The 23,787-nt window shown below is 65.5% G+C and carries 22 protein-coding genes; 6 read left to right on the top strand and 16 right to left on the bottom strand.

Annotated elements, in window-relative coordinates; all coding sequences use genetic code 11:
- Nucleotides 1–13: 13 nt before the first annotated feature.
- Both ADIAG_RS03430 and ADIAG_RS03425 read right to left on the bottom strand, forming a co-directional pair.
- Nucleotides 14–1,009 carry a glycine betaine ABC transporter substrate-binding protein gene (locus ADIAG_RS03430; protein ID WP_007269911.1) on the bottom strand — a complete coding sequence of 332 codons (996 nt, stop codon included), beginning with the start codon at nt 1,007–1,009 and terminating at the stop codon, nt 14–16.
- A 13-nt stretch (nt 1,010–1,022) separates the two neighbouring features.
- Nucleotides 1,023–1,502 (bottom strand): NUDIX hydrolase, encoded by a 480-nt coding sequence (locus ADIAG_RS03425; RefSeq protein WP_007269910.1) that lies wholly within the window; start codon nt 1,500–1,502, stop codon nt 1,023–1,025.
- Between the two features lie 80 nt (nt 1,503–1,582).
- Here ADIAG_RS03425 and ADIAG_RS03420 point away from each other — a divergent pair, with 80 nt between their 5' ends.
- Nucleotides 1,583–2,101 (top strand): Lrp/AsnC family transcriptional regulator, encoded by a 519-nt coding sequence (locus ADIAG_RS03420; protein WP_007269909.1) that lies wholly within the window; start codon nt 1,583–1,585, stop codon nt 2,099–2,101.
- 8 nt (nt 2,102–2,109) lie between these two features.
- Here the strand turns inward: ADIAG_RS03420 and ADIAG_RS03415 are convergent, their stop codons facing one another.
- From ADIAG_RS03415 to ADIAG_RS03405, 3 genes are all read right to left on the bottom strand, one after another.
- Entirely contained in the window at nt 2,110–3,564 is a 1,455-nt protein-coding gene (locus ADIAG_RS03415) for a phosphotransferase (RefSeq protein ID WP_007269908.1), read from the bottom strand.
- 21 nt (nt 3,565–3,585) lie between these two features.
- On the bottom strand, nt 3,586–4,371 hold the full coding sequence (locus ADIAG_RS03410) for a hypothetical protein (protein ID WP_007269907.1): 786 nt from the start codon (nt 4,369–4,371) through the stop codon (nt 3,586–3,588).
- Between the two features lie 268 nt (nt 4,372–4,639).
- Complete coding sequence (locus ADIAG_RS03405; protein WP_007269906.1) at nt 4,640–5,260, bottom strand: GNAT family N-acetyltransferase; 621 nt, start codon at nt 5,258–5,260, stop codon at nt 4,640–4,642.
- A gap of 99 nt (nt 5,261–5,359) precedes the next feature.
- Here ADIAG_RS03405 and ADIAG_RS03400 point away from each other — a divergent pair, with 99 nt between their 5' ends.
- The 3 genes from ADIAG_RS03400 to cpaB all read left to right on the top strand — a co-directional run bounded on the left by ADIAG_RS03400 (nt 5,360) and on the right by cpaB (nt 7,257).
- Nucleotides 5,360–5,959, top strand: a complete 600-nt coding sequence (locus tag ADIAG_RS03400; RefSeq protein ID WP_007269905.1) for a 5-formyltetrahydrofolate cyclo-ligase — start codon at nt 5,360–5,362, stop codon at nt 5,957–5,959.
- A gap of 161 nt (nt 5,960–6,120) precedes the next feature.
- A complete protein-coding gene (locus tag ADIAG_RS03395; RefSeq protein ID WP_007269904.1) occupies nt 6,121–6,402 on the top strand; it encodes an FmdB family zinc ribbon protein in 282 nt (93 codons plus the stop codon).
- Nucleotides 6,403–6,552: 150 nt separating this feature from the next.
- Entirely contained in the window at nt 6,553–7,257 is a 705-nt protein-coding gene (gene cpaB, locus ADIAG_RS03390) for a Flp pilus assembly protein CpaB (RefSeq protein ID WP_007269903.1), read from the top strand.
- Between the two features lie 87 nt (nt 7,258–7,344).
- Here the strand turns inward: cpaB and ADIAG_RS21300 are convergent, their stop codons facing one another.
- The 11 genes from ADIAG_RS21300 to ADIAG_RS03335 all read right to left on the bottom strand — a co-directional run bounded on the left by ADIAG_RS21300 (nt 7,345) and on the right by ADIAG_RS03335 (nt 21,701).
- Nucleotides 7,345–7,746, bottom strand: a complete 402-nt coding sequence (locus tag ADIAG_RS21300; protein WP_007269902.1) for a hypothetical protein — start codon at nt 7,744–7,746, stop codon at nt 7,345–7,347.
- A 2-nt stretch (nt 7,747–7,748) separates the two neighbouring features.
- The gene (locus ADIAG_RS03380; RefSeq protein WP_007269901.1) at nt 7,749–11,633 is read right to left on the bottom strand and encodes a putative DNA helicase; all 3,885 of its coding nucleotides are present in this window, start codon (nt 11,631–11,633) and stop codon (nt 7,749–7,751) included.
- A 356-nt stretch (nt 11,634–11,989) separates the two neighbouring features.
- On the bottom strand, nt 11,990–13,609 hold the full coding sequence (gene guaA / locus ADIAG_RS03375; protein WP_007269900.1) for a glutamine-hydrolyzing GMP synthase: 1,620 nt from the start codon (nt 13,607–13,609) through the stop codon (nt 11,990–11,992).
- A 94-nt stretch (nt 13,610–13,703) separates the two neighbouring features.
- Complete coding sequence (locus ADIAG_RS03370) at nt 13,704–14,051, bottom strand: DUF6176 family protein (protein ID WP_007269899.1); 348 nt, start codon at nt 14,049–14,051, stop codon at nt 13,704–13,706.
- A 34-nt stretch (nt 14,052–14,085) separates the two neighbouring features.
- Complete coding sequence (locus ADIAG_RS19890; RefSeq protein WP_051059811.1) at nt 14,086–15,852, bottom strand: HNH endonuclease signature motif containing protein; 1,767 nt, start codon at nt 15,850–15,852, stop codon at nt 14,086–14,088.
- Between the two features lie 256 nt (nt 15,853–16,108).
- Entirely contained in the window at nt 16,109–16,573 is a 465-nt protein-coding gene (locus tag ADIAG_RS03360) for a DUF3817 domain-containing protein (protein WP_007269897.1), read from the bottom strand.
- A 2-nt stretch (nt 16,574–16,575) separates the two neighbouring features.
- On the bottom strand, nt 16,576–17,421 hold the full coding sequence (locus ADIAG_RS03355; RefSeq protein WP_161623929.1) for an SURF1 family protein: 846 nt from the start codon (nt 17,419–17,421) through the stop codon (nt 16,576–16,578).
- 141 nt (nt 17,422–17,562) lie between these two features.
- Nucleotides 17,563–18,063, bottom strand: coding sequence for a PTS sugar transporter subunit IIA (locus tag ADIAG_RS03350; RefSeq protein ID WP_007269895.1), 501 nt, complete (start codon nt 18,061–18,063; stop codon nt 17,563–17,565).
- 243 nt (nt 18,064–18,306) lie between these two features.
- Nucleotides 18,307–19,452, bottom strand: coding sequence for a GuaB3 family IMP dehydrogenase-related protein (locus tag ADIAG_RS03345; RefSeq protein WP_007269894.1), 1,146 nt, complete (start codon nt 19,450–19,452; stop codon nt 18,307–18,309).
- Nucleotides 19,453–19,548: 96 nt separating this feature from the next.
- The gene (locus tag ADIAG_RS03340) at nt 19,549–20,793 is read right to left on the bottom strand and encodes a BtrH N-terminal domain-containing protein (protein WP_007269893.1); all 1,245 of its coding nucleotides are present in this window, start codon (nt 20,791–20,793) and stop codon (nt 19,549–19,551) included.
- A 98-nt stretch (nt 20,794–20,891) separates the two neighbouring features.
- Complete coding sequence (locus ADIAG_RS03335) at nt 20,892–21,701, bottom strand: class I SAM-dependent methyltransferase (RefSeq protein ID WP_007269892.1); 810 nt, start codon at nt 21,699–21,701, stop codon at nt 20,892–20,894.
- A 1,448-nt stretch (nt 21,702–23,149) separates the two neighbouring features.
- Between ADIAG_RS03335 and ADIAG_RS03330 the strand changes: the two genes are divergently transcribed.
- Nucleotides 23,150–23,533 (top strand): hypothetical protein, encoded by a 384-nt coding sequence (locus tag ADIAG_RS03330; protein ID WP_007269891.1) that lies wholly within the window; start codon nt 23,150–23,152, stop codon nt 23,531–23,533.
- Nucleotides 23,530–23,712 carry a hypothetical protein gene (locus ADIAG_RS03325; protein ID WP_043473229.1) on the top strand — a complete coding sequence of 61 codons (183 nt, stop codon included), beginning with the start codon at nt 23,530–23,532 and terminating at the stop codon, nt 23,710–23,712. The genes ADIAG_RS03330 and ADIAG_RS03325 overlap by 4 nt, the downstream gene beginning before the upstream one ends.
- The last annotated feature ends 75 nt before the right edge of the window (nt 23,713–23,787 follow it).

Below are 23,787 nucleotides of genomic sequence, written 5' to 3'. Positions count from 1 at the left end.
CGCCGTTGCGTCATCAGCCGGCGTCGAGCATGTCCTTCTCGGCGAGCCAATCGCTTGCTGCGCGCGCCGGTTGAACGGCGTCACGGCCGGTGACCATCCGGTCCAGTTCCAGCAGGTCTTCCTGCTTCAGCGCACCGGAGAGCTTGTTCAGCGCCTTGACCGCGTCTTGGCCTACCTCGCGGGTGGTTATTAGCGGGGTAATGGTCTGCGGGGCGAAGAGCACGTCGGCGCCTTCGAGCACCACCAGTGCGTTGTCGGCGATCCCTGCGTTGTCCACCGTGGTGGCCTGGACCTGTACGGCGTCGGTGATCACCGGCAGCACCCCGCGGGCGTTGGGGGCGGTGAGCTCGATGACCTTTGCCGGCACGCAGTCCAGGATTGTGGCCAGCTCGTCGGTCAGTTGCGCGGCCTCGTCGGCGACGATGCCGAATTCCAGCTCGGAGCACAGCGTGCTCAGCTGCTGCACGTTGGTCAGCTGTTCCCCGGCGCTGGTGGCGGCGGTGACGACCAGGGTGCCGGTGCTTTGCGCCTCGGCCGAATCCAGGACCGCGAAGTCGCTCAGCTGAAGGGCATGCAGGGTGTTTTTGGTCTGTGCCGCGTCCAGAGCTGTTGCGCCGGAGGTGGACTCCGGCCGGCCCAAGTCTTCCGAGGTGCCTGCCGGGGAGTCTGCGGCAGGGGAAGATTCCGCGGCCGAAGAAGGCAGCTTCTCCAGGGCAGCGAGCAGTTCCCCGGAGCCGGCCACCGTCACATCCGCGTGGCCTGCCAGCACCGCCGCGACGGGGTCATCGGCGGCTTTGGCCAGCGAGGCTTCGATGCCCGCGTCATCGAGCATCTGACGGTACGCGTGGCCCAGGGCCTGGTCCTGCGCATCGGGCCCCTGCACGATCACCAGTTCGCGGGTGGTGGTCGGCTGCGAGGTGTCGACCTCGGATCCTGCGGTGCAGGCGGTCAGCGACAGCAGCAGTGCGCCGATGGCCGTGAGGCCCAGCGGGCCGGTGGAGCGAATCATTTAGTACTCTCCTTCAGGCAAGGTGCTGGTGGCGCTGGTGGTGCGCGATGGCGGCATCGACCCGGTCCACACGATTAAGCGATGGAACATCGGCCAGCGGGAACCAGGCGGCGGCACTGGTGGTGCCGCCGGTCTCGTCGCGCAGCTCACCGCCGGTGATGGTGGCGGAGTACAACACCGCGACGGTCTGCATGGGTTGGTGGGTACCGCTGTAGCGCTGGTGCGCCGGGATCGTCCCAGAGTCCACGGACAGCAGCGCATCGATTTGTATCTGGTAGCCGGTTTCTTCCTCGACCTCGCGCACGGCGCCGTTCTCGATCTCCTCACCCAGTTCCACTCCCCCGCCGGGCAGCGTCCAGCGCGGGACGAAGCTTGCGTCCCTGCCGCGCATGTCCCACAGTGCCAGCAGGATGGAGCCATCGCGCACGATCAGCGCATAGGCGGCCAGCCGGGTGTCGAATCCGCGGCTGGAAACGGGTACGGAGGTAGTCATTTACCCATTTTAGAGTGTGACGGGTGCTTTCCGGCCTACCGCAGCTCCCGAAGTGTCACCAACTGTGATGGAATATCAGCATGGCACCTTCATCTTTTCCGCAACAACCGGTTGAACTTGACGCCGTTGACCGACGGATTATTCAGGAATTGGTCAACGATGCGCGTATAAGCAACGCGATGCTCGCGCAGCGATCGGGCATTGCTCCCTCCACCGCGCTGCTGCGCACCCGCAGCCTGATTGACCGTGGGGTGCTCACCGGATATCACGCCGAGGTGAGCCTGCCGGCGGTGGGACGCAGCGTGCAGGCGCTGATCTCGGTGCGGCTGCGGGTGCACGACCGCGTGGAGATCGACAAGTTCACGCAGAAGATGCCTCAGCTTCCCGAGGTGCTCTCGATGTTCCACACCTCCGGGGTCACCGACTATCTGCTGCACATTGCCGTCAGCTCCACCGAGGCGCTACGCGACTGGGTGCTTGACTATCTGGCCACCGACGAATCCGTGGGGCACACCGAGACCACGTTGGTCTTCGGCCACCACAAGGGACTCGGCGGACCGATCCCCACCGAACTTCCCGCACCGGGTGACGGGCACTAGAGACCCGCTCACGGTTCTTCCGCGGATGGCCCTTGACTCGACTCTTCCCCGATGAACGCATCGGCGCGGCAGACCAGGGCTTCCACCGCCTGCAGCCGGGCCTCGGCGACCGCGTCGCCGCGCTCTGCACCTAGCGACCGCGAACCGGCGATCAGGGTCAGGGCCACCGCCGCGGCCCTGGCCCACAACCCCCGCGGGTCCACGTGGCCCTGGAACACCTCCCCGAAACGCTCCAATGCGGCCACGGCCCCGGCGTTCTTCTCCCCCAGCGTGGGCAGCACCGCTAGGTGTCCCAGTAGGCACGCCAGATCATCGATGCGGTGGCCGGGGCCCAGTGAATCAAGATCTAGCAAGGCGCTGATCCGCGAATTTTGCAGCAGGATATTCGCATCGTAGAAGTCCCCGTGCGCCGGTACCAACGGACCACGTTCGGAAACAGCCAGGTGCTCTTCGATCCGGGTGACCAGGTCCCCGAGCGACTCCGCACGGTGCGGCAGGGTCAGGGTTGCTGCCTGTAGGTAGCGTCGCAACGAATCGCTCCACGCGGCCTTGGGTTCCAGGCCCATCACACTTCCCGGCAGTGAATCAAGCAACGCAATGAACTCGTCAGGGTCGAGATCCGCTCCGGCATGGGGGCGGATGGCCGCGGAGAGCGGAACACCGCTGCCGGACTCCAACGCCAGCACGCCCGCGGCATCCTCGGGCTCACCCATGCGTGTGCTCGAGGTGCTCCCGTCCGAGGTGGGTGTGCCCAGGGCGCGGCGGGAGATGATGCCAGGGACAGGGACAGTGGTGTCGGCCAGCAGCAGGTGACGGGCACGCAGCGCAGCGATCGCCTTCGGCTTTCCCACCTTGAGGTAGATGGTGCGTTTAATGCGCAGCGGCCCGAGCGTGGCAAAGGTGGCGCTGAGCACCGCGCGGCGCAGCGGCCGGTAGGCGATCGTCCGCAATCCGATCAGCAGTTCGCCTTCGCCCCATATCTCGCGGACGAGTGCGCGGTTGGAGGCCAGGTGCAGGCCTGGAAGTCGCGGGTCGTGTGGGTGGATCCAGCCGCTGACCGTGACGCCTTCGCGGCGGTGCGTGGCAAAGACGCGGGTGCTGGCGACACCGGCCAGGCCGGGTTCGATGGTCTCGGTGCTCAGACCCAGCTCGCTGAAGCCGGTGCCCGCCGGCATCCGGTACATGGCACTGATGCCTGCCCCGGGGCGGTGCTGGATGCGTATCCGGTGATCGCGGTAGTCCCAATTGCCCGGGGGAATCTGGCCACCGAGCCGCCGCACGAGTTCGCCGATGGCCTCGGGGAGGGCCTCTAGGTGTTCTTGGTCCGCGCGTTCGCTTTCGGCGCGCTGCGCTGCCGAATCCTTGAGGCCCTCTTGACCGCCGGTGGCATCGATCGGCGCGGTTTGCTGCCCTGGCTCGCTGCTGGGTGGCGGACCAATCGGGTCCGGGACGCCGGAGGTCATGTCAACAGGCGCTGCACGCGGTTAGGCGCGACGACGCTGCATGACGTCGTCGAGGTTGATCCTCTCCCCGGAGGCTTCGCCGCGCGGGGCACGGGCGGTCTTCGCGGCGGAGAGCTTCTCGTCGGCGGACGCGGCCGGTGTCGCTGCCGGGGCAGGAGTCGCGGCGATCGAGGCATCGGCTGCCGGTGCGCCGGGCAATGTGGTGGCTTCGGCCAGGCGGGCAGCGGCCTCCGAGGCGCGCAGCGAAATGCCGGAGGAGGCTGCCGGTGCCTCGGCGGTCTCGATCGCTGCAGGTGCCGGACGCTTGGCGGCGTTGGCCACAACATATTGTGGCAGCGGGATCTCAGTCAGTTCCCAGCCCTCGGGGCGCTGGATGGCTGCACCGTGGTTGGCCATGCGCAGAGCCTCGGCACGTAGTTCCTGCACGGTCAGCTGCGGGGCGCGCTTGTTGGAGCCCGGCTGCGCGTCAAAGACCGTGGCGCTCTTGCGCTCGGGTGCGGCAACCTCGGTCTGTTCTTTTTCCATGGCGCGGGTGCGGGTGGTTTCAAGGCGGGCGAGCAGTTTCGTGCGGCGATCGCGCACGGCCAGGCCGCGCAACGCAGAGAAGCTTCCCATGGCCACCAGCAGGCCCACGAGCGGGAGGAAACCGGAAACTACCGAGAACAGGGCCAGCACTCCGCCGATGACAACGCTCAGCACGGCTAGGCATCCGAGCAGCGCAATGGCAACACGGTCGTAGAAGATCCGCAGGGGTGCCTGCTCCGGCCGTGCTGACGCGGCTGAAGCGTTGGATGCTACCGGTGCCATGTTGCTCCTTCGTCGTCCGGCGACTGACTTCATCAGCGGATCCGTCCGGCCTTGGTTCCCAAGTGGCCGGATCACTCCGTCTGGCGGGTTCACAGGTTCCGCCTCGGCGACGGGTCGGTGAGACTGTCGCCGGTTTTTGGGCCCATGTGAAACATCCACGTCAACCACATTAAGCGTGTATCTGCACGGGATGCCGCATTCAACCCGGTGTGTCCGGCAATACCACCGGTAAATTGGTTATATTGACCCTTTTGCCGCACAGATCTCGCTAATGCGTCGTATCGCGTAGTCGCAGGAGCAAGCCATCGGGGACCTCCGGAGCGGTCAGCGCGAAGCTTCGGTGATCCGCCCAGGCACCATTGATGTGCAAGAAGTCCTTGCGCAGCCCCTCGTCGCGGAAACCGAGTTTTTGCACCACGCGCAGGCTCGGACCGTTTTCCGGTCGAATGTTTATCTCGATGCGGTGCAGGCCCAGGGCGGTAAAGCAGTGATCCGTCGCCATGGCCACCGCCTCGGGCGCAATCCCGTTCCCGGCGTGGGCCACATCGACCCAATAGCCGATGGAGCCGCTGCGCGCGGCACCCCACATGATGGAGGAGACCGTCAACTGGCCAACAATCGGGGCGTGCCTGCTGTGCAACGAGGGCAGGGTGATGACCCAGGGCAGCGTCTGTCCCAGACGCGCGGAGCGGTTCTGCGCCAAGACCATCGCCCCGAAGCCCGCCGGGTAGCCGGTACCCGCGGGAAGAGTCGCGTCCCAGGGGGTGAGCCACTGTTCGTTGGTACGGCGCAAATGCATCCATTCGGCCTTGTCACGGCGCCGCAACGGTCGCAATACGAGCCGCGGGCCGTGGACCGTCACGGGCCAGTTTCGTTCGTAGTCGGACATGCTCTCAATCCTAGCCAGCGGCACGGGCTGGTTTGGCACCTGCGCCTCGTCGCGTCGACTCCGTGGCGTCTCCCGGGCCCGGGACCTAGACTGTGGTTCGTGACTGAGAACAAGACCAAGGATGAGATCCGGAACCGGTTCCGCGCCCAACGCCGTGCACTGGGTGCCGAGGCTCGTGAGGCCCAGATGCAATTGGTGACCGGGCACCTGCTGCCCTGGCTTCAGGCCCATGCACCACGCAAGGCCGTGACTTGCTTCCTGTCCTACGGCGCCGAACCGCCCACCGCGGATCTGCTGGCGCGCCTGCACGAGGCCGGATTCACCCTCTACGTCCCGGTGTGCGAACCTGAGCGGCAACTGTCCTGGACGCGCTGGTACCCGGGGGTGGCCATGGCCCGCAGCTTAGTGGGACCCATTGACGAGCCGGTCGGGGAACGCTTTTCCGCCCAGCTGATGGAAGAGCTCGACGTGATCCTGGTGCCGGCGCAGGCAGTGGATGTCAATGGGGATCGACTGGGTCAGGGCGGCGGATATTACGACCGTTTCATTGCCTCACTGCCGCGCGCGACACGGCCGAAGCTGCTCAGCATCGTCTTTGAACACGAGTTCCTCGAGGCCGGGAAGATTCCCGTCGAACCCTTCGATGAGCGCGTCGAGGCAGTGGTGCTTCCCTCCGGGGTGCTCGAGCTCACGAAGTAGTCCCCGGGCGGTGCGCTAGAATTGAAGCAAGCGGTGCCGCTTTGCCGGTCCCGCATCCCCCATTCAACGCTCGCTTGCCGCGGGTGTTGGTCAGTGCCGCATCCACGGCGCAGGTCATCGACCGGCCAGGCACACACCACGCCCCGTGCGAAAGGAACACCATGCCTACCTACGTTTACGCCTGCAAGGACTGTGGCCACGGCCTTGAGGTCGTCCAGTCGTTCACCGACGAGGCACTGACCATCTGCCCCGAGTGCCAGGGCAACTTGCGCAAGAAGTTCAACAGCGTCGGAGTCGTCTTCAAGGGCTCGGGTTTCTACCGCAACGATTCGCGGGCCACCACCAGCTCCAGCACCCCTGCTACCTCCGACTCCAAGCCCGCTGAGAAGGCCGCAACACCGGCTCCCGCAGCTGCGCCGGCCAAGGAATCGACCTCGGCATAAGCTAGCCGACCCCGCCCACCGGCGGATCCGCATCCAGACCCGCGGCTTCTCCGCACAACCAGCCGCCGCTGCGGAGCCTGCACCTGCGCATATCACCGTCTCGTCATGGGCCCTACGCTCCTAGAGTGGGGCCCATGAGTTGCTTAAGCCATGCCTCTTTTCAGCCGACGTGCACTCCCCCGTTCCTCCCGCACCGCCACGGTGCCCCGACGCACTTGGCCCGAACTGCTGGCCAAGTACCGCAGGCACCTGGCCGCGGCCCTGGCGATGCTCTCGTTGGCCCTCTGTCTGGCGGTGCTGGCCCCCGATACCGTCGAACGCATCGAGGTGCTGGTTGCCAAGCGGGATCTGCCGGTGGGGACGCTGCTGCGAGCCGATGACTTCGCTACCCGCTCGGTGCCGCGCTCCCTGGTCCCCGAGGGAAGCTACGCCGGCTCTCCTCCGGTGGATGGCTCACGGCTGGCCATCCCGGTATTGGCCGGCACCCCGGTGTTTGACACGATGGTGATTGGGCCGGGGCTGCTGGCGGGCCTTGGTTCCGGATCCGTTGCTGTGCCGTTGCGTCTTGACGATGAGCAGACCGCCACCCTGGTGCGTGCCGGGCAAATGGTCGATGTGGTGCTCACCGAGGGAAACGGCTACGAGAAGCCGATCACTTCCAAGGTGTTGGCCCGTGCGGTGCCGATCCTGTGGACCGCGACGCAGGGGCAGGAGGCGGGGCAGACGCCTTGGAGTGCCGCTTCGGGTTCCGGGCAGGGCGGGTTGATCGTGGTCGGCTCGGGGGCGGCCAGCGCGCAGGCGCTGTCCACCGCGGCCCAGCGAGGGAAGGTTTCGGTAGTGCTGGTCATTCCCTAAAGGCCGACCGGAGTCGAAGGAGACACCGGGTGGCTTGCTGCGGTGTTTTCCAGCGCCCCGACCAGCTGAGCAACCAGCCAGGCGCCTTTAATCCCAGTGTGGCGGACGCTGGGATTTCATCCATTCGCCCAGGTCGTCTTCGCTATCTCCCCAGGCACGCGGGCTGTCTGCCGCGGCGCGTTGTTCAAGCAGCGCATCGACGTGCGCTGCCACAGGTTCCGTGGCTGCGCGGCCGTGCCCCGTGGCGCTGCCCTGCTCACCCTGGGATTCTTTGCCACCATCGGAGGTGGTGGCAGGATCCCCCGGCACGCCCGCGGCCGGGCGAGATGCACCATGGGGCAACTCAAAGACGCCGACCAGGGACGATTCGCTGACCCGTTGGGGTTCGGCGGTGAAGCGTCGTGGTTTCTTGCGCCGCGGCGCAGGGTCCTGGACCTGGGCTTGATCCTGGTCTTGATACTGGGCTTGGTCTGGGTCTGGGTCTGGCATGCTTAGGCGTCCGCGAGGTTCGGGGAGCGCGAGTCGCCGTCCGACACGTGGCCTTCCTTGCTCTGGCGGGCGTTCTTGTCTTGCCCGGAGGCAACTGCATCGGCCGACTCCTGGGTGGAGCCGTCGAGTCCCAGGAAGCCTGCGAGCATATTGGCCACCCGATCCGGGTCGGAGAACACGTCGATGGTCCACAACGGCACGTAGCGCCAGCCCAGGGCCTCGAAGAGCTGCGGACGCAGGCGGCTGCGCTCACGCACCGTCAGCTTCCGGTACCCCTGGGTTCCGTCGTACACCACGGCCAGCGGTGCGGCGGTGCCGTTGCCGGTGACATCCAGTGCGTGCGCGGCGATATCAAGAACCCCGCGGTAGTGCTGGGTGACGATGGCCCCGCGATCGGCCAGCCGGGTCATCAAATCGGTGACCAGTGGGTCCTGCAGCGGCGTGGTGGTCGCCGACATGCCCGAATCCCCGCCTAGTACCCGACCCACGAGTTCCAAAAAGCGGTGGGCGCCGTGGCGCAGGCGCGCCAGGTCCATGTCCTGCGGGCGCAACGCGGAGACCAGCACCATCGATTCGCGGGCCCGGGTCACCGCATTGACGAAGAGCTCGTCGCCGCCGGGAGCCGAGAGCGCACCGAAGTCGTGCACGATCTTGCCGTGCGTCGTGCGTCCGTAGCCCAGCGAGAGGATGATCGCATCGCGCTGCATCCCGGCCAGCTTGTCGATGCTGGTGACCACAAAACGCTCGGAGGCGGTGCGGAAGTATTTCGCTGCCCACGGGTGGTTGGGCAGCTGCACGCGGATGCCTTCGGCGATGGCCGACGCGTGGGTACGGTTCCCGGCCACCACGGCCAGGGTCTTCTCACCTCTCCGAGCCAGGTGGGCGAAGACCAGATCCACGACCCGCTGGACCTCGGCGACAGTGGTCTGCACCGATTGCCCATCCAGGCCCAGGGACCCGGTGCCGTCGGGAACATACTCGGCCTTCAGCGCCGGTTGACCGGCGCCCAGGGAGCGGGCTGCGGGCAACCGGGAGAGTGACCCGGCATAGAAATCGTGCGAGAGGGACTCGGTGAGGCCCTCGTCGATGCCCCGGTAGGCGGTGGAGAACCGCAACAACGGCAAAACCCCGGCCAGCGACTCCATGGCGGAAATCGGGGCGGGTTCCACGCGCGTGTGCGCCGTCGGGTCCACGGAAACCTCAAAGCGGTGCGGGGCACCCATCATGGTGTCGCCGAAGGCGATGACCTGCTTGGAGCGGGAGATCGAGCCGAGCACCGAGCGTAGCGACAACGAGTCGGCATCGAGCAGGATGACAGCATCGAAGTCCAGATCGGCCGGGACGATGGCGGGAATCAGCAGCGGGGACCCGACCCAGATCGGGCACAGCGAGTTCAGCAGCGAATCACCCAGGCTCATCAGGTCGGCGACCGCCGGTTCCCCGTCCTTGAGCAGTGCGCGAAGCTCGCGCGAAGCAGCCCGATGGTCGGCCAGTGCCGCCTTCCAACCCTTGGCCAAGGCCCAGCGCAGGCGCGAGGCACCCGAGGACACGTGCGCGGAATCGGCCAGCCGGTACTCCGCTTCCAGCTTGCGCAGCTTCTCCCCGTCGTTCATCGCCAGGAAGTCGTCGCCCGAGATCATGGCTTCCAGGGCGGACTGCCACCAGGCCAGGTCGAGCTCGGAGCCCACTGCATCCGGGGCGATGTTCCGTGCCCGGAAGTCGTCAATCAGCTCGCTCAAGCCATGCTCGGCAAGCTGTTCGGTGATCAGTGTGCGCTCGGGCAGCTGGTCCAGCTCGCCCTTGTTCTCCAGCAGTGCGCTCATGGTGGCCAGCAGCTGCGCGATCGGTTCGTCGCGCAATCGCTCACCGGCGGCTGCCGGCAGCAACATGGCCAGCTTATCCAGCCGCGAACCGGCGTCCTGGTAGCCGGCGTTAACATCCAGCAACCCCGCCGGGACCATCGGGTGGCGCTGGGAGGTGGCGTGGTGGTGCCAGGACAGGTGTTGTTCCTGCACTGCTTCCAGGGCCGTCTGCAGGTCCGCGACGTGCACCCCGGGGCGCACATAATCCTTGGCGACTTTGCGCAGCCGTGAGCGGGTCATCGAGCTCATCTCGATGCCTCGCTCCCGGCGCCAGGACGAGGATGCGGTGGCGGAGATCAGGTCTTCGACGGACTTGTCGAAGATGTCTGACTCGAACTTGTCCAGTGAGGAACGCACCGCGACCAGCAGGTCCAGCTGTTCGCCCCACTTGTTGTAGGAGTCGGCCAGGCGGATCTCGGAGTGCGCGGCAACCTTGAGCATGTGATCACGCAGGATCGGCAGGTCGCGTTGCAACCCGCTGACCAAATCCAGTGCGGTGTCGGTGTCGCGCTTGTTGCGCAGCCGGGCCCCGTACCAGGGGCTGGATTCGGAGGCCTTGATGAATGCGCCCAGCTCGGCGGCGCGCTTGAGCTTCGCCGCGGTGGTGGCACGGTTGGTGATTGAATCCAGTACCGAGCGCTTGAGCCGCACGGTGGTGGCCGGGGCAGGGGTCAGCGACGTGAGCCGGGCCAGTTCCTGCATCGCCTGATACGGCGAGCAGCCCCAGCGCGCGCGGGTCGAGTGCAGCGAGTGCACGTGTTCCAGCAGGGCGTGGCGGTGATCGCGCAGGGCAGCATGCAGCTTGCCCAAGGACGGTTCGGTGGCGCGCTCGTTGCGTAGGATCGCCCGGGTCAGCAGCTTACGCAGCTCGTCCGGGTCATCTTCCGGGGAGAGCAGCAGAGCCGTGCCGGCCAGCTCAAGTTCGTCGAAGCGTGCAACAAATTCTTCGGCGGTGGAGCGGCGCTCGGCCACCACCAACACGCGCTTGCCCTTGGCGGCCAGCACCGCTGCGGCGTTCAGCGCCGTCTGGGTCTGCCCGCTGCCGGCCGGTGCGCTGATGGCCACCGATTCGCCGGCCTCGATGAGGTCAAGGGCCGCCTGCTGGGATTCATCGGCATCCAGCAGCAGCAGCTCATCGGCCGGGTCGCGGTCATCGCTGGTGCGGCGGGGGTGCGTGGCGGCGGACTTCCGGCGTGTGCCGGTACCGATCCGCGGTTCGGTGTCGATAGTTGCCGCGGGCTTGGCTGCTGTGGTGTTTGAGGTTCCCGAGGGTGTTGCGCCGGGGGCCGTCGAGTCGGCGGAGTCAGCGGACTCGCGATTAAGTTCTTTTTCGAAGAGTGTGCCCAGCACCGGGTGGCTCAGGTCGATGGAGCCCGGGTCAGCGGGATCTGCGAGGTCAGCGAAGGTGGAGATGAGCAGTCGGTGTGCCACGACCATCCCGGAGACCTCGGCGACCTGGGAACGCAGCGCATCCATGGCACGGGTCGGGTCGAAGCGGGCGATCGAGTAGGCGGCGGAGTTGATCGCTTCGGTGTCGATCTCGAGGCGATGCTGGCGCTTGAAGTAGCGCAGCAGTGCCGGGGAGAACTCGGCACGGCCCATCAGCTGGATCTCGAAGTCGTCCTGGTCATCACGGACCGAGAGCACAATACGCCCGAGCATGATGGGGGCGTTGAACTGCTCGCTGCGGCCTTCGTGGACCGCACGCCAGTTGGCCAGGCCTGCGGAGAGGTAGCCGACGTCGATGCCGCGTTCGTCCCAGAGCTCGCGAATTTTGGAGCGCAGGGCATCGGCCGTGCGTCGTGCCGAATCGTAGGCGTCTGAGTCGCGCAGCAGCGTGGAGAGCCGCGTGCGTCGTCCGGCTAAGAATTGTGCCAATCCCGAGGGATGGGCATGGGTGATGTCGATGCTGTTCGAGACCGAGGGGGCGAAGCGCAGCAGCGTATCGGTCCCCACCCCGGGGCCCAAGGAATCCACCCATGTGGAGACCATCTCATCGCTGTGCTGCTGGTGCTCTGTCACCATACCGTCCCTTCACCTCTGCCTGAATGCGGCCACTACCGCGCAGCGCGTTGCCGCGCGGATACATTCAGCCCTTACCAATCTAGTGCAAAACCGGACCGCGGTGCCGAACCAAAACACGTTCGGGCGCGAGCCCTTGCCACCATCGGCGCCACCACGTGCGCCGCTGGTCCGCCGTGCCCACCTGTCATCACGCTGCCGCGCGAACGAGACCCTCCAACGCCCGGCTTCCCGGTGGTCCGGCATTGAAGTGGGCCTTGGCGTGGCGTTTGTTTGGCGGCATGAAAAAGGCCCGGGGAGGACGCCGTTATGGCTTCCTCCCCGGACCCCGAGATTCCTGCCCGATCAAAGGCCCGGAATTACTCCCATTCGATGGTTCCCGGCGGCTTGGAGGTGACATCCAGCACCACGCGGTTGACCCCGTCGACTTCGTTGGTGATCCGGTTCGAGATCTTCGCCAGCAAGTCGTAAGGCAACCGCGACCAGTCTGCGGTCATGGCGTCCTCACTAGACACCGGACGCAGCACGATCGGGTGACCGTAGGTGCGGCCATCGCCCTGGACGCCCACGGAGCGCACGTCGGCCAGCAGGACGACGGGCATCTGCCAGACTTCCTCGTCCAGTCCGGCGGCGGTCAGCTCGGCACGCGCAATGGCGTCGGCCTTGCGCAGCAGTTCCAGGCGTTCCTCGTTGACAGCACCAATGATGCGGATGCCGAGGCCCGGGCCCGGGAAAGGCTGGCGCATGACGATCTCGGCCGGCAGGCCAAGCTGCTTGCCCACGGCACGGACCTCGTCCTTGAACAGGGCGCGCAGCGGTTCGACAAGCTCGAAGTCCAGGTCCTCGGGCAGCCCTCCCACATTGTGGTGGCTCTTGATGTTCGAGGCGCCTTCGCCTCCACCTGATTCGACGACGTCCGGGTACAAGGTGCCTTGGACCAGGAACTTCACCGGCTGGCCGGAGTCGGCAGCATCGGCGAGGATCGCGGTTTCGGCAGCCTCGAAGGCGCGGATGAATTCGCGGCCGATGATCTTGCGCTTGGTTTCCGGATCGGTGACGCCGTCCAGGGCGGTGAGGAAACGTTCGCGTTCATCGGCGATGTAGAGCTTGGCGCCGGTGGCGGCGACGAAGTCGGTCTCCACCTGTTCGGCTTCGCCCTCGCGCAGCAGTCCGTGGTTCACGAACACGCAGGTGAGCTGGTCGCCAATGGCGCGCTGCACCAGTGCGGCGGCCACGGCGGAGTCAACGCCGCCGGACAGACCGCAAATGGCACGGCCGTTGCCGACCTGCTCGCGGATCTTTTCGACCTGCTCGTCCAGGATGTTCGCTGCGGTCCACGAGCCGGACAGGCCGGCGCCGTGATACAGGAAGTTTTCCAAGACCTGCTGGCCGTGGGCCGAGTGCTTGACCTCTGGGTGCCACTGCACACCGTAGAGGCGCTTGGCCTCGTTGGCGAAGGCTGCAACCGGCGCACCGGCGGTGGTGGCCAAAACCTCGAAGCCCTCTGGGGCCTTGGAGACCGAATCTCCGTGGCTCATCCAGACGTTCTGGGTTTCGGGCATGCCCGCCAAGATGGAGCGTGCGGCCCCGGACGAGGTTGCATGGGTTGCACCGTATTCGCGCAATCCGGTTTCGGCGACGACTCCGCCAAGGGCGTTTGCCATGGCCTGGAATCCGTAACAGATGCCCAAGACCGGCACACCTGCCTCAAAAAGGTCGGCACCGACACTCGGGGCACCGTCGGCGTAAACGCTCGAGGGGCCTCCGGAGAGGATGATTGCCGCCGGGTTCTTGGCGAGAATCTGTTCGGTGGTGAAGGTATGCGGGACGATCTCCGAATACACGTTGGCTTCGCGTACACGCCGAGCAATCAGCTGTGCGTACTGGGCCCCGTAATCGACGACCAGAACCGGCTGTTGCTCTGGGGTGCTGGGAGTATTGGTCACCCGGCTAAGCTTAGCCGCAGCCAGCACACACATGCACCTTCAACGGGCCAAGGGTGACGCACGCTACGCGCCTGGTCGTCATGCAGGCCTCAGCAGGCGCTCACGCGTCTTTGGCCTGCGGGCGAAATTATGACTCCAACTGATTGCGGATGGCCTCCGTGATCATAGCCGCCCGGGGCTTGAGGTCGACGCTAGGGTACTCACGGTCAATGCATTCGCGCCAGTACTCCAAATGTTTCTTGTCTACCCAGTGCTCAGATTCCTGCACGTCGATTCCTCCCTGGCCCTGGATACTGAACCAGTACAGAAAGTCGGCTCCGTCCAGGTGCTCATGAAAGATGGTCTCGACGAGCATGTTCTCCCCCTCGAGGGTTTGCAGAACCGCCGGCATGTTCCCGTTCAGGAACTCCAGCCACTGCTCAACGACCGCCATCCTTCCCCAGCGCACACGGAACCTGCTCAGTTCGATATCCACGCCACGGATCCTACCGGCAGTAGCACTAGGCTCGTCAGTCGGTGAAGAGGGGTGGGGTGTAGCCGGAAGTACGCAATTCCGGATGCCAATAAAGATTCCGCTCCGGATCTCCCCGAGGCTGACCCGCCTGCCCGATCACAAACGGGATCCCATTGATCATTTTCAGCGTGATCAACCCGGCATGCACCATCGCATGATGATGAGCACAAACACTAGAACCATTATTAACACTAGTCAGACCGCCTTCCAGCCAGGGCTTCACATGATGGGCCTCATTGGTGGATGCCGGCCGTCGACAACCCGGAACCACGCAACCACGATCACGAATCGCGATGGCCTTGCGCTGAGCCGAGGAGAAACTCCTGGCCTCTCGGCCCAGATCCAAAATCTCCCCCGCACCACCGAGCACCACCGGAAGTAGATCTCCGTTGCACGCCAGTCGGCGAATGTTCGTCGCCGAAATCGGGAGCCCGTGATCGGTGATCCCAGCGTCTTCGCATTGTCCCAACAGTGCCCGGTAATCGATTAACACCCCGATCCGCACTCGCATGCCTCCGGATTCGGGGACACCTGTGCCATTCAACGTCCCGTTGACTGCCGCGATGACCCCATCTAAGAGTAATTGCGGGCTAGTGCGTGGATCTCGGGTATCCGACCATGTTGCGGTCGCGCCAGCATGGTTGGTGGTTGCGCCGTTGACGGTAGTGGCGGGAACCCCACCGACCCATTCGCTGCGCGGTACATCGGCCGGATCGGTACCCGGGGCCACCGCCCACGCAGGGGCCGGAGCCCCGACGAAGGAACCCCCAGCATCCTCAGCCTGACCAGCCTCACCGGCAGTCCCGTTCCCGTTGCTTTTACTGCTGGTGGTGGAGGCAGACGTTGGTGGAAGCTTCGTGGAACGAGGATTGGTCCAGGCCTCGCCGAAAGCTTGGAGCGTTTCTGAATCGATCGGGTCGCAACGCATCAGATACTCATCAAATCCGTCGCGGTGTCCCCGGAAGAACATGCCGCGCTTGGCGATGATCTGCTCATCGGTCAGTGGTGCCCCGTTTTCGGCCAGATACGTGCCCCAGTCGGTTAGGGCCTTACGAGAATCCTTAGGCTCCCGGGTCTGCGCCTCATGGGCGAGGTCTTCTTCGATGACCGCAGAGAGTTTCGAGGCATCGGGGCGATCGGCAAGACGCGGACCCATCGCTTCCAATCCTCCGGCCAGCGAAGCCAGAGTTCCCACGTCCGCTGTTCCATCGGCGGCGGCCTTCGCCAACACCGGGAACCGTGGGGCCATCGGATCAGGGGTGTCGGTACCGGTGGCGGTGTCGGCTGCGAGAACCTGAGTGGGCGTGGATGTGGGGGCCGGAGCAACCAATAGCCGAGAACCATTGAGCCGGCGGCGAGCCTCCGTAGCGGAAATATGCAGGTGGGCCTGCATCCACGAGGCGGTGTTGCGGTGGGGACTCATTCCCGAACACATCCGCTCCACCGGAACCCTGGCGGTGCCTTCGGCCAGGGCCTGCGGGTCAGCAGCCAGCGCATCGATGTCGGTGGCGGTTTGTGGATCCAGCCGGTGTATCTGGTTCGCGTCGGCAACAAATACGGTCTGCAGCTGGCGGTAGGCAATCGCCCGGTTCCCCTGCTCGAGCAGGCCCAAAACCACTGCGGCCGATGCCACATCCAGATCCAAGGATTCTAGATCAGCACCGGCGGCACGCAGCTGAAGCACCGCGGTGGCAAGATGCCGGACCGCGGTGTCGGTGGCGGCCTGCTTCGTGGGGCTGGCCGTCAAGCTGGGTGTGTCCATGAGCCCCATGATGCACCGATCGGTACCCATCGTGCGGCACTAATGAGTGAATGTGGGGGGAAGTGAAACCTAGAAGCCTCCAAAACGTGCGGATACGGTGCCCCTCGACTTCTTCCCGTTCGTAGCAGTACAGGGAAATCCGGTGGGATGCCGAATTATGCACAAAGGGCGGCCCTGCGCCGCGCTGGTGCGCATGCGAGGACCGCCCCGTTCAGGAGGTGGCAACCCGGCTCGATGGTGCCGCCGGGTAGGTGCGTCAGTACCGCTTGGCTGCCTGCGGGTGGGAGGCCAGCTCGGTCTCGACCTCGCCGTGGACCTTTTTCTCCATGAAGAAGGACAACAGCGGGACCACTCCGCCCAAGGCGATGGTGATGAAGCGGCTGAAAGGCCAGCGCATCAGGGACCACAGGCGGAAGTCGGCCAGCAGGTAGAGCACGTACAGCCAGCCGTGGGCAATCAGGATGGCCAACGAGATGTTTACGCCTTCGGTGATGTCACCGCGGTTGACCAGGCCCACAGTGTTGGAGCTGCCGTCGAGCAGCGTGCCACCGATGAACAGTTCCAGGTGCCAGAAGTACTTGACGATCATTTCCGCGCAGAGCAGCAGCAGCATCACACCGGTGATGTAGGAGGCGACCTTGTAGAAGTTCGAAGCGGAGCGGATCTGGGCGGGGGTTCCGGCGAAGCGGCGTACTTTCGGGGCGGGGTTTTGCTCTGTCACAACTAGTCCTTGGGTTCGGGCTCGAGGGTGGGGTTCTCGAGGTTGATCTGGCGTTGATACACGATGGCGGGGTCAAGCCCGGCGGCCAGCGCGGCGGCGTCGGCGATATCTTCCTGGCTCTTGCGGAATTCGTCGGCGACCAGCCGGTACCAGAGGAACACGGCGAATCCGGCGAACACCACCCACTCGATACCGTAGAAGATGTTCAGCCAGTTGATCTGGCGTTCCTGCGGCTGCGGGTCAACATCGACCGGCACCAGGTTGCTCGCGGCGGCGGATAAGTCGGTGCCACCGGCCCCGGTCACGGTGGTGGCGGTGATGAAGCCACTGTAGGCCGGGACGTCCCAGACGTTGATCAGCTCGGCCACGGAGAGCGAGGCGTAGGCGCGCTGCCCGGCGTCCTGGGCGATGGGCGCCTCGGTGGGCAGCAGGCGGCCGGTGAGTTCGACGGTGCCGGTCGGTGCCGGCGCGGGGGTTGCGTCATTTCCCTGCCAGCCGCGCACCACCGGGATGGTGTTGCCGCCCGGTGCCCCATCGACCTTGAAAGCGGCCACCACCCAGTAGCCGGTCTTCGAGTCTTCGACGCGGTTCTTGACCAGGATCTGTTTGCCGGGCAGGAAGCTGCCGGTGGCCGAGACCATCTGGTCGGCGTCGACTGCCATCAGATCAACACCGGGTTCGAGGTGATCCACCAGGGGGACCACGCGTTCGGTGGTGCTCGGCGGTGGCGGGGCCTCGGTCTGCGAGCGGTTGAACTGCCACTGGCTCAGCAGGACAAAGCCGGTGGCAACAACGAGGGCGCCAACCAAGGCAAGGATCCAGCGGGGTTTAAGGGCAGTTTTCAGCACACTACTACCGTACGTCGAAGTGGAGCACAAGAGCCAATGGAACCAACCCGGACTCCGGTTCGTTCCCGCAGCACCCAGCGGGTTCTGCACCACGCCCGAGTGGCGGGAATCACCTTCGTACCCTGACGTGTTTGGGCTTGCTCAGAGGGTGGAAAAGTCGATGGTGGAACCGACCAGGCCGGCGATGACCCCTGCATCGTTGGCGCGGCGCAAGGATTCGCGGAAGGAGTCCTTGGCCAGCGAGCGGGCCAGGGCCGCCAGCATCATCAGGTGCTCGGAGTAGCTCGAGGCGGGGGTGGCCAGCAGCAGCACCACGTGGGCGGGCCCGTCCGTGGCCCCGAAGTCCAGGGATTGCCCGTAGGCCATGACGCCCACGGCGATGCTGGGTGCCGAGACGAAGTCGCTGCGGGCGTGGGCCAGGCCGATGCCGCCGGGCAGGCCCGTGGCCAGCTGGTGTTCGTGGCGGTGCACATCGGCCAGGAAGCCGGGCAAATCCGAGAGTCGACCGGCGTCCTGCAGCAGACCGGCCAGCGCCGCCACCGTCGAATCGCGCGTGGGCGTCACCATTTGAAGCGCCACCATCTGCGCGGTGGTCAGCTCGGGAGGTTCAATGCGGGCGCTCAGCGGCGTGGTGGAGTTCATGGCATCGATTCGCAGTTCGGCGTGGTGGACAAGGAAGGCTTGCAGGTGCGGCGCCTGTGCACCTGGCAGGCACGTGCGGCGCACGGGGATTTTCAGCGTACACCGGGATCCCCCAGGGGCCACGGGGCCCACGGCGCCGTGAGACCACGGCGGAAAAGCGAGGGGGCGCTTCTTTCCACCACCGTGGTGGGCGAAGGAAGCAGCCCCCTGTCCGTCTCGTGGTTGACGCGCAGCGTCTAGGTGTTAGTCGGCCTCGTAGGGGGAAACCACGACGTCGACGCGCTGGAATTCCTTCAGGTCCGAATACCCGGTGGTGGCCATCGACCGGCGCAGCGCACCGATGAGGTTGGAGGTGCCGTTGGTGTGGTGCGAGGGGCCGTAGAGCAACTGCTCCAGCCGTGCCACGGTGCCGACCTTGACCCGGTCCCCGCGCGGGTTGTTCTCGTGCGTGGCCTCCATGCCCCAGTGCCAGCCGGCTCCCGGGGCTTCTTCGGCGCGGGCCAGGGCGGTGCCGAGCATCACGGCGTCGGCGCCCATGGCGATGGCCTTGACGATGTCACCGCTGGTGCCCAGGCCGCCATCGGCAATCACGTGCACGTAGCGTCCACCGGACTCGTCCAGGTAGTCGCGGCGCGCGGCTGCCACGTTGGAGATGGCGGTGGCCATCGGCGCGTGGATGCCCAGCGCGCGGCGGGTGGTGCCCGAGGCACCTCCGCCGAAGCCGACCAGCACGCCGGCGGCGCCGGTGCGCATCAGGTGCAGGGCCGGGGTATAGCCTGCGGCTCCCCCGACGATCACCGGGACGTCAAGCTCGTAGATGAAGGCCTTGAGGTTCAGTGGCTCGTGGGTCTTGGAGACGTGCTCGGCCGAGACCGTGGTGCCGCGGATCACAAACAGGTCAACGCCGGCGGCAATCACCGTCTCATAGTGCTCCTGGGTGCGCTGCGGGGTCAGCGAGCCGGCAACCGTCACCCCTGATTCGCGGATCTCGGCCAGCCGGGCGGTGATCAGCTCCGGGAGAATCGGGGCCGAGTACAGTTCCTGCAGGCGCGCGGTGATGGCCGGGTCGAAGTGCCCGCCGTTGGCGGACTTCAGCGCGGCGATTTCCTGAAGCACCTTGGTGGGGTCCTCGTAGCGGGTCCACAGTCCCTCGAGGTTCAGCACCCCCAGGCCGCCAAGCTTGCCCAGCGCGATGGCTGTGGCCGGGGACATCACCGAGTCCATGGGGGCCCCGATGATGGGGGTCTCGAATTTGTAGGCGTCGATCTGCCAGGTAACCGAAACATCGTGCGGGTCGCGGGTACGGCGGTTGGGAACAATCGCCACATCGTCAAGGGAGTACGCCTGGGCTGCGCGCTTGGAACGGCCGATTTCAATCTCGTAAGTCACCGCACCACCCTATCAGCGAAGCCGGCGGGGCGCCGCTTCGGAGTCAAGCCCGCTAAGCCGGTGAAGGGACGCGCCCCTCACCGGCTTAGCTGTTGCTTAGTCGCCCAGGGTCCCCAGCGTGTCGGCGAGCGCGGTGGCCGCCCGCTCTTCGGCCGCGGCGATGACCTCGAGCTGGTCGGCCAGCGTCGCGAAGTACGCGCCGCGGCTTTCCGCCTCCACGGCCGGGTCAACAAGATCGGTGAACACCATCCAGTCCTGGGCCAGGTGGGCGTAGTCTGCCGCGTGGGCTCCCAGGGCCTCGAGCCCGGGCAGGGTGGCGGCCTCGGTGAGGAAGTCGGCGTACTGGCCGCGTAATCCGCCGGTTCCGCCGAAGCGGGTGTCGGTAAGGAAACCCAGGATCTGGGTGAGGCCCGATTCCAGGCGCGCCGGCTCGGCGAAGATCCTGCTCCAGCCCTTGGCCGTGGTGGTGTCGCGCAGCTTCTCGGCCCAGTTGTTCATGCCGGCGATGCCGAAGTTCTTGGCGAAGTGCGTCGGGATCCCTTCCAGCTCACTGGTGCCCAGCAGCCGCCCGGTCATCTGTGCGATGGCCTCGCGTACGTTAGCCGCCAAGGTTTGTGCATCGAGTGAGCTGCTTTCCGGGATCCAGGCCAGCCAGTGCTTATCCTTTTTGCGCCGGGAACGTGCCGCGGCGAGGTCTTCGGGGCTGATCGGAGTCAGCGAGCCCGAGCCGTCGTCGACCAGCAAATCCTCGCCGTGCTCGCCCACCACCACCAGGTCGATGGAGTCGGAGTCTTCCACCGCGTCTGAGTCGATCCACGGCAGCGCGCCGACCGAGACGCGGACCACCACGGCGCGGCCGGCATCAAGCCCGGCATCCAGGTAGTCGGCGGCCAACCGGGCGCTTCCGGTAGTGCGCTCGGTGACCTTGGCGCCGCAGCGGGCCAGGAGGTTGGCGGTGTAGGGCTCGGGGTGTGAGCGAGTGACTACGGTGGCGGTGGTGGCTTGTTCGTAAACGAAGGTGAAGGCCATGAAGCCGATGCCGCCGGCCAACCCCGCCAGCAGTGCCTCGGACAGTGGTTCGCCGGTGAGCGGGTGTTTGATACCGGCCTGGGTGAGCACCCGGTGCCAGAGCCCGGCGTCGTACTGCATCACGTTTTCGGGTGCCGGGTATTCGGGCAGCTCCGCTTCCTGCGCCGCGGCTGCGGCTTCTTCAGCATCGGCGGCGCTGGCCGGGCGGTGGGGCTTCGCGTCCAGGATGGCCTTGCGTGCGGTGGTGTAGCTCTCCCCCGTGCGTTCCATGCGGGTTCGGGTGAGTTTCTTCAGGTTCTTCGGCTGGGCCACGGGGGTACTCCTTGTAGTGCGCGCAGGGGTGACAAACGGGATGCTTCCCGCGCGCCGGGGATTCGGACGGCGCCAAACACACATTCTACTCAAGGAGGCTAGGGGCGCAGCGCCACCAACAACCGGGCGGTCAGCGATCCGGATTTCAGCGCCGCCGACACGTTGCGGATCCGCTGATGGGCGTCGGCGCCCAGCAGGATGGGGACCTCGAGTCCTGCGGCCCCGCTGCCCTGCCCGGTCGGCGGCAGCGCCGCGGGCATCTTTGTCCCGCCCGGCACATCCTGTCTGATGGCGAATCCGCACGTGCGCAGGTAGCGCTCGTACGCCGAGGCCGCCTCGACGTAGGACGCCGCCGGGGCATCGGCCCACGGCATCGGGTACTCCAAGGCGTTGGTCCCCATCAAATCGAAGATCCCGAAGTTTCCGCCCGGGCGCAGCAGTCGGTGGACCTCGGCGAATACCGCTGCCTTGTTCTGAAGGTTCATCCCCACATGCAGCATCACCGCGGTGTCGAAGGACCCGGTGGCCAGGTTGGTTCTCTGCCCCGGGGCCACGAGCATGGCTACCGATCCGGACTTCGCACTGGCAGTATTCAGTTCCCTGGCCAGTTTCACCAATTCTTCGGTCACATCCACGCCGGTGACCACCGCACCGAGTGAGGCGAAGAAGCGGGCCGGGCCGCCGAGTCCGGCCCCGACATCCAGTACCCGGGTCCCCAGCCCGATGTCCAGCGCCGTGGCCACCGCGGCCGTGGCCGCCTGACCGCCGGTGTGGAAATGGTCGGCCTCCCCCAAGTCCCCGGGCAGCAACACCGCCGGTTCCTTGCCCGCGGCCCGCAATGCAGCGTGCAGCCGCTCGCGCAGATCCCCGCTGGTGTACCTGCCGATGGACTGCTCGGTGTCGGACATCGTCGGGCTCCTTGGGCCTGCGTTGGGCCACCCATCCCGCCGGCCACGGCATGGTCATGCCCATCGTTTGAACCCATGATAAGCCGCGGGATACACGTAGTCACCGGTGGTCCATACCCGCTTTCCGGACGGATGCGCCGGAGACGGCACCCGGGGCCCCGCGGCCCGGACGCGTCAGCTGCTCAGTGTCGGCCAGCCGCCTACCGCACCAGCCGGCCTTCCCACCGGAGATAGCTTCAGCCCGGGCAACAGTAGGAGTCGACCAGTTCCAGACGGTCGCCGTACAGCACGGCGTGGCCCACGTGCCGTCGCGGGTTTCCGGGGAAGGCCACCACGTGAAGGCTCCGGGCACCAGCAGGGCCAGCAGAACCAGTCTCTCCGGTGAGGACCCGCTGTCCCGGAGGCCGGCGAGCGCCGGTGGTATCGGCTTTGGAGACCCTCGGTACAGCGGCTGACGATAAGCACAGGTATGCGTGTAACCGGCCAGCCGCAGCGCAGCCAAGGGATCTTCCAGGAACAGTTCGAGGTAGCGGACCGTACATATATGCAGGGCCCAATTGATGGTGGACACCGCGCTAGTTTGCGATCGAAGTCCGGTCGTCGTTGTTGTCGTTGTCGTTGTCGTTGTCGAGGAAGAATAAGCGATCCAACTCGGTCCACGTTGGATCCTTGGCTAACCTTCCAGATGCGTTGGCCTGTTCATCAGTCAGAAATGCCACGGGCCCGACTGACAATATCCGCCCCACCAGTGATCGAGATTTTTCCGACGATACCCCGCACAATCATGATTTCCCGCGTTAGACAACCATGATTGAGTTCCCAGCGCCATCCGCTGTACCGCTGGTCCCCAAGTCCGTGGTTGTACGGCACTTCGTCACATCAAGAGTGCTCTAGTCAGCTCGATGGTCGAGACATACGCTTCCATGCGAAATGGCCTTCCCAAAATGCGAGGACAATCAGACCGACAACAAGGGCCACGAACAAAGACAGCAAAGTGTCATTTACATCACCCAAGGTACATATCCACTGTTTCGAGGAAGGAATCTTCTGAAGAGGAGGGCAGTTCTGCCGAGCGAAAAAAGTTGCCACCCCGCCCACACTGACGCCAAATACAACGCTAGCTACCTCCCAAGCACGCTGCTCCGATTCAGTATCAGACATGGTGTCCCCGTTTCGTAGGTCCTTGCCTAATAATGCGCTCACAACCTAGCTCCCACAACAAATAACGTCAGGTATTTCACTTTTTCACGAGCCACCCTGGGAACGGGTCGTCTACTGGGTAGGGGCAGCCCCGGATTTTTGTGAGTCTTTCAATCTTGCATGGAGTGGTCCTACGGCATTTCCACCAAGAAATAAGGCGACGATGAGGATTGCAAGTAAGACGGCCTATATCACGTAGACGATACTTCGGTGTATTCAGGGTGTTATTTAGGTGTTATCATGGTGTCATGAGCACATCCACCACGATCATCGCTGGCCATGCCGAGACGGCACGACTGGATATCCACGAGGTTGTACGCCGCCTGAACTCCCACCTAGGCCCGCTTCTGGTGGCCACGTTGGCCGGCAGCAAGGACCCCAAGGCCCCCCACCGCTGGGCGAAGCCCGCCGGTTCGATTCCCGGACCGGCTTTCCAGAAGCGACTGCTGTTGGCACACCGCGTATGGATCGCCATCGCCGACGCCGAGACCGATGCCATTGCCCGTGCCTGGTTCGTGGGTGGCAACCCCTTTCTGGAGGAGGACACGCCCCTGACCGCCATCCGCGAGGACCGGCACAAGGAAGTCACTCAGGCCCTCACCGCGTTCCTCGAGGACAGGCAGGACCTTTGAATGGGCACCGGTGCGAGACAACGGGCCTCTGGGTCGTCGATGACTTCCGGACCGGATGTCGGATCGCCACCACCCACCGCGGTCCGCTGGATCCACCCGAACGCCTGGCCGGGGACGACCCGGCTGGCTGGAGCCGCTACGACACCCCGGGTTCCACGATCTACATCTCCACCGACTAGGAGATCGCTTTCGCGGAGGTCCTCTCCGGCTATGCCCTGACACTCGGCGCAATTCATCCCCTGCAGAAGGATGCC

This window comes from Paeniglutamicibacter gangotriensis Lz1y, from assembly GCF_000348945.1.
GTDB classification, from domain to species: domain Bacteria; phylum Actinomycetota; class Actinomycetes; order Actinomycetales; family Micrococcaceae; genus Paeniglutamicibacter; species Paeniglutamicibacter gangotriensis.
The sequence above is the reverse complement of the archived record's forward strand: the minus strand, read 5'-3'. Positions and strand labels throughout refer to the sequence as shown.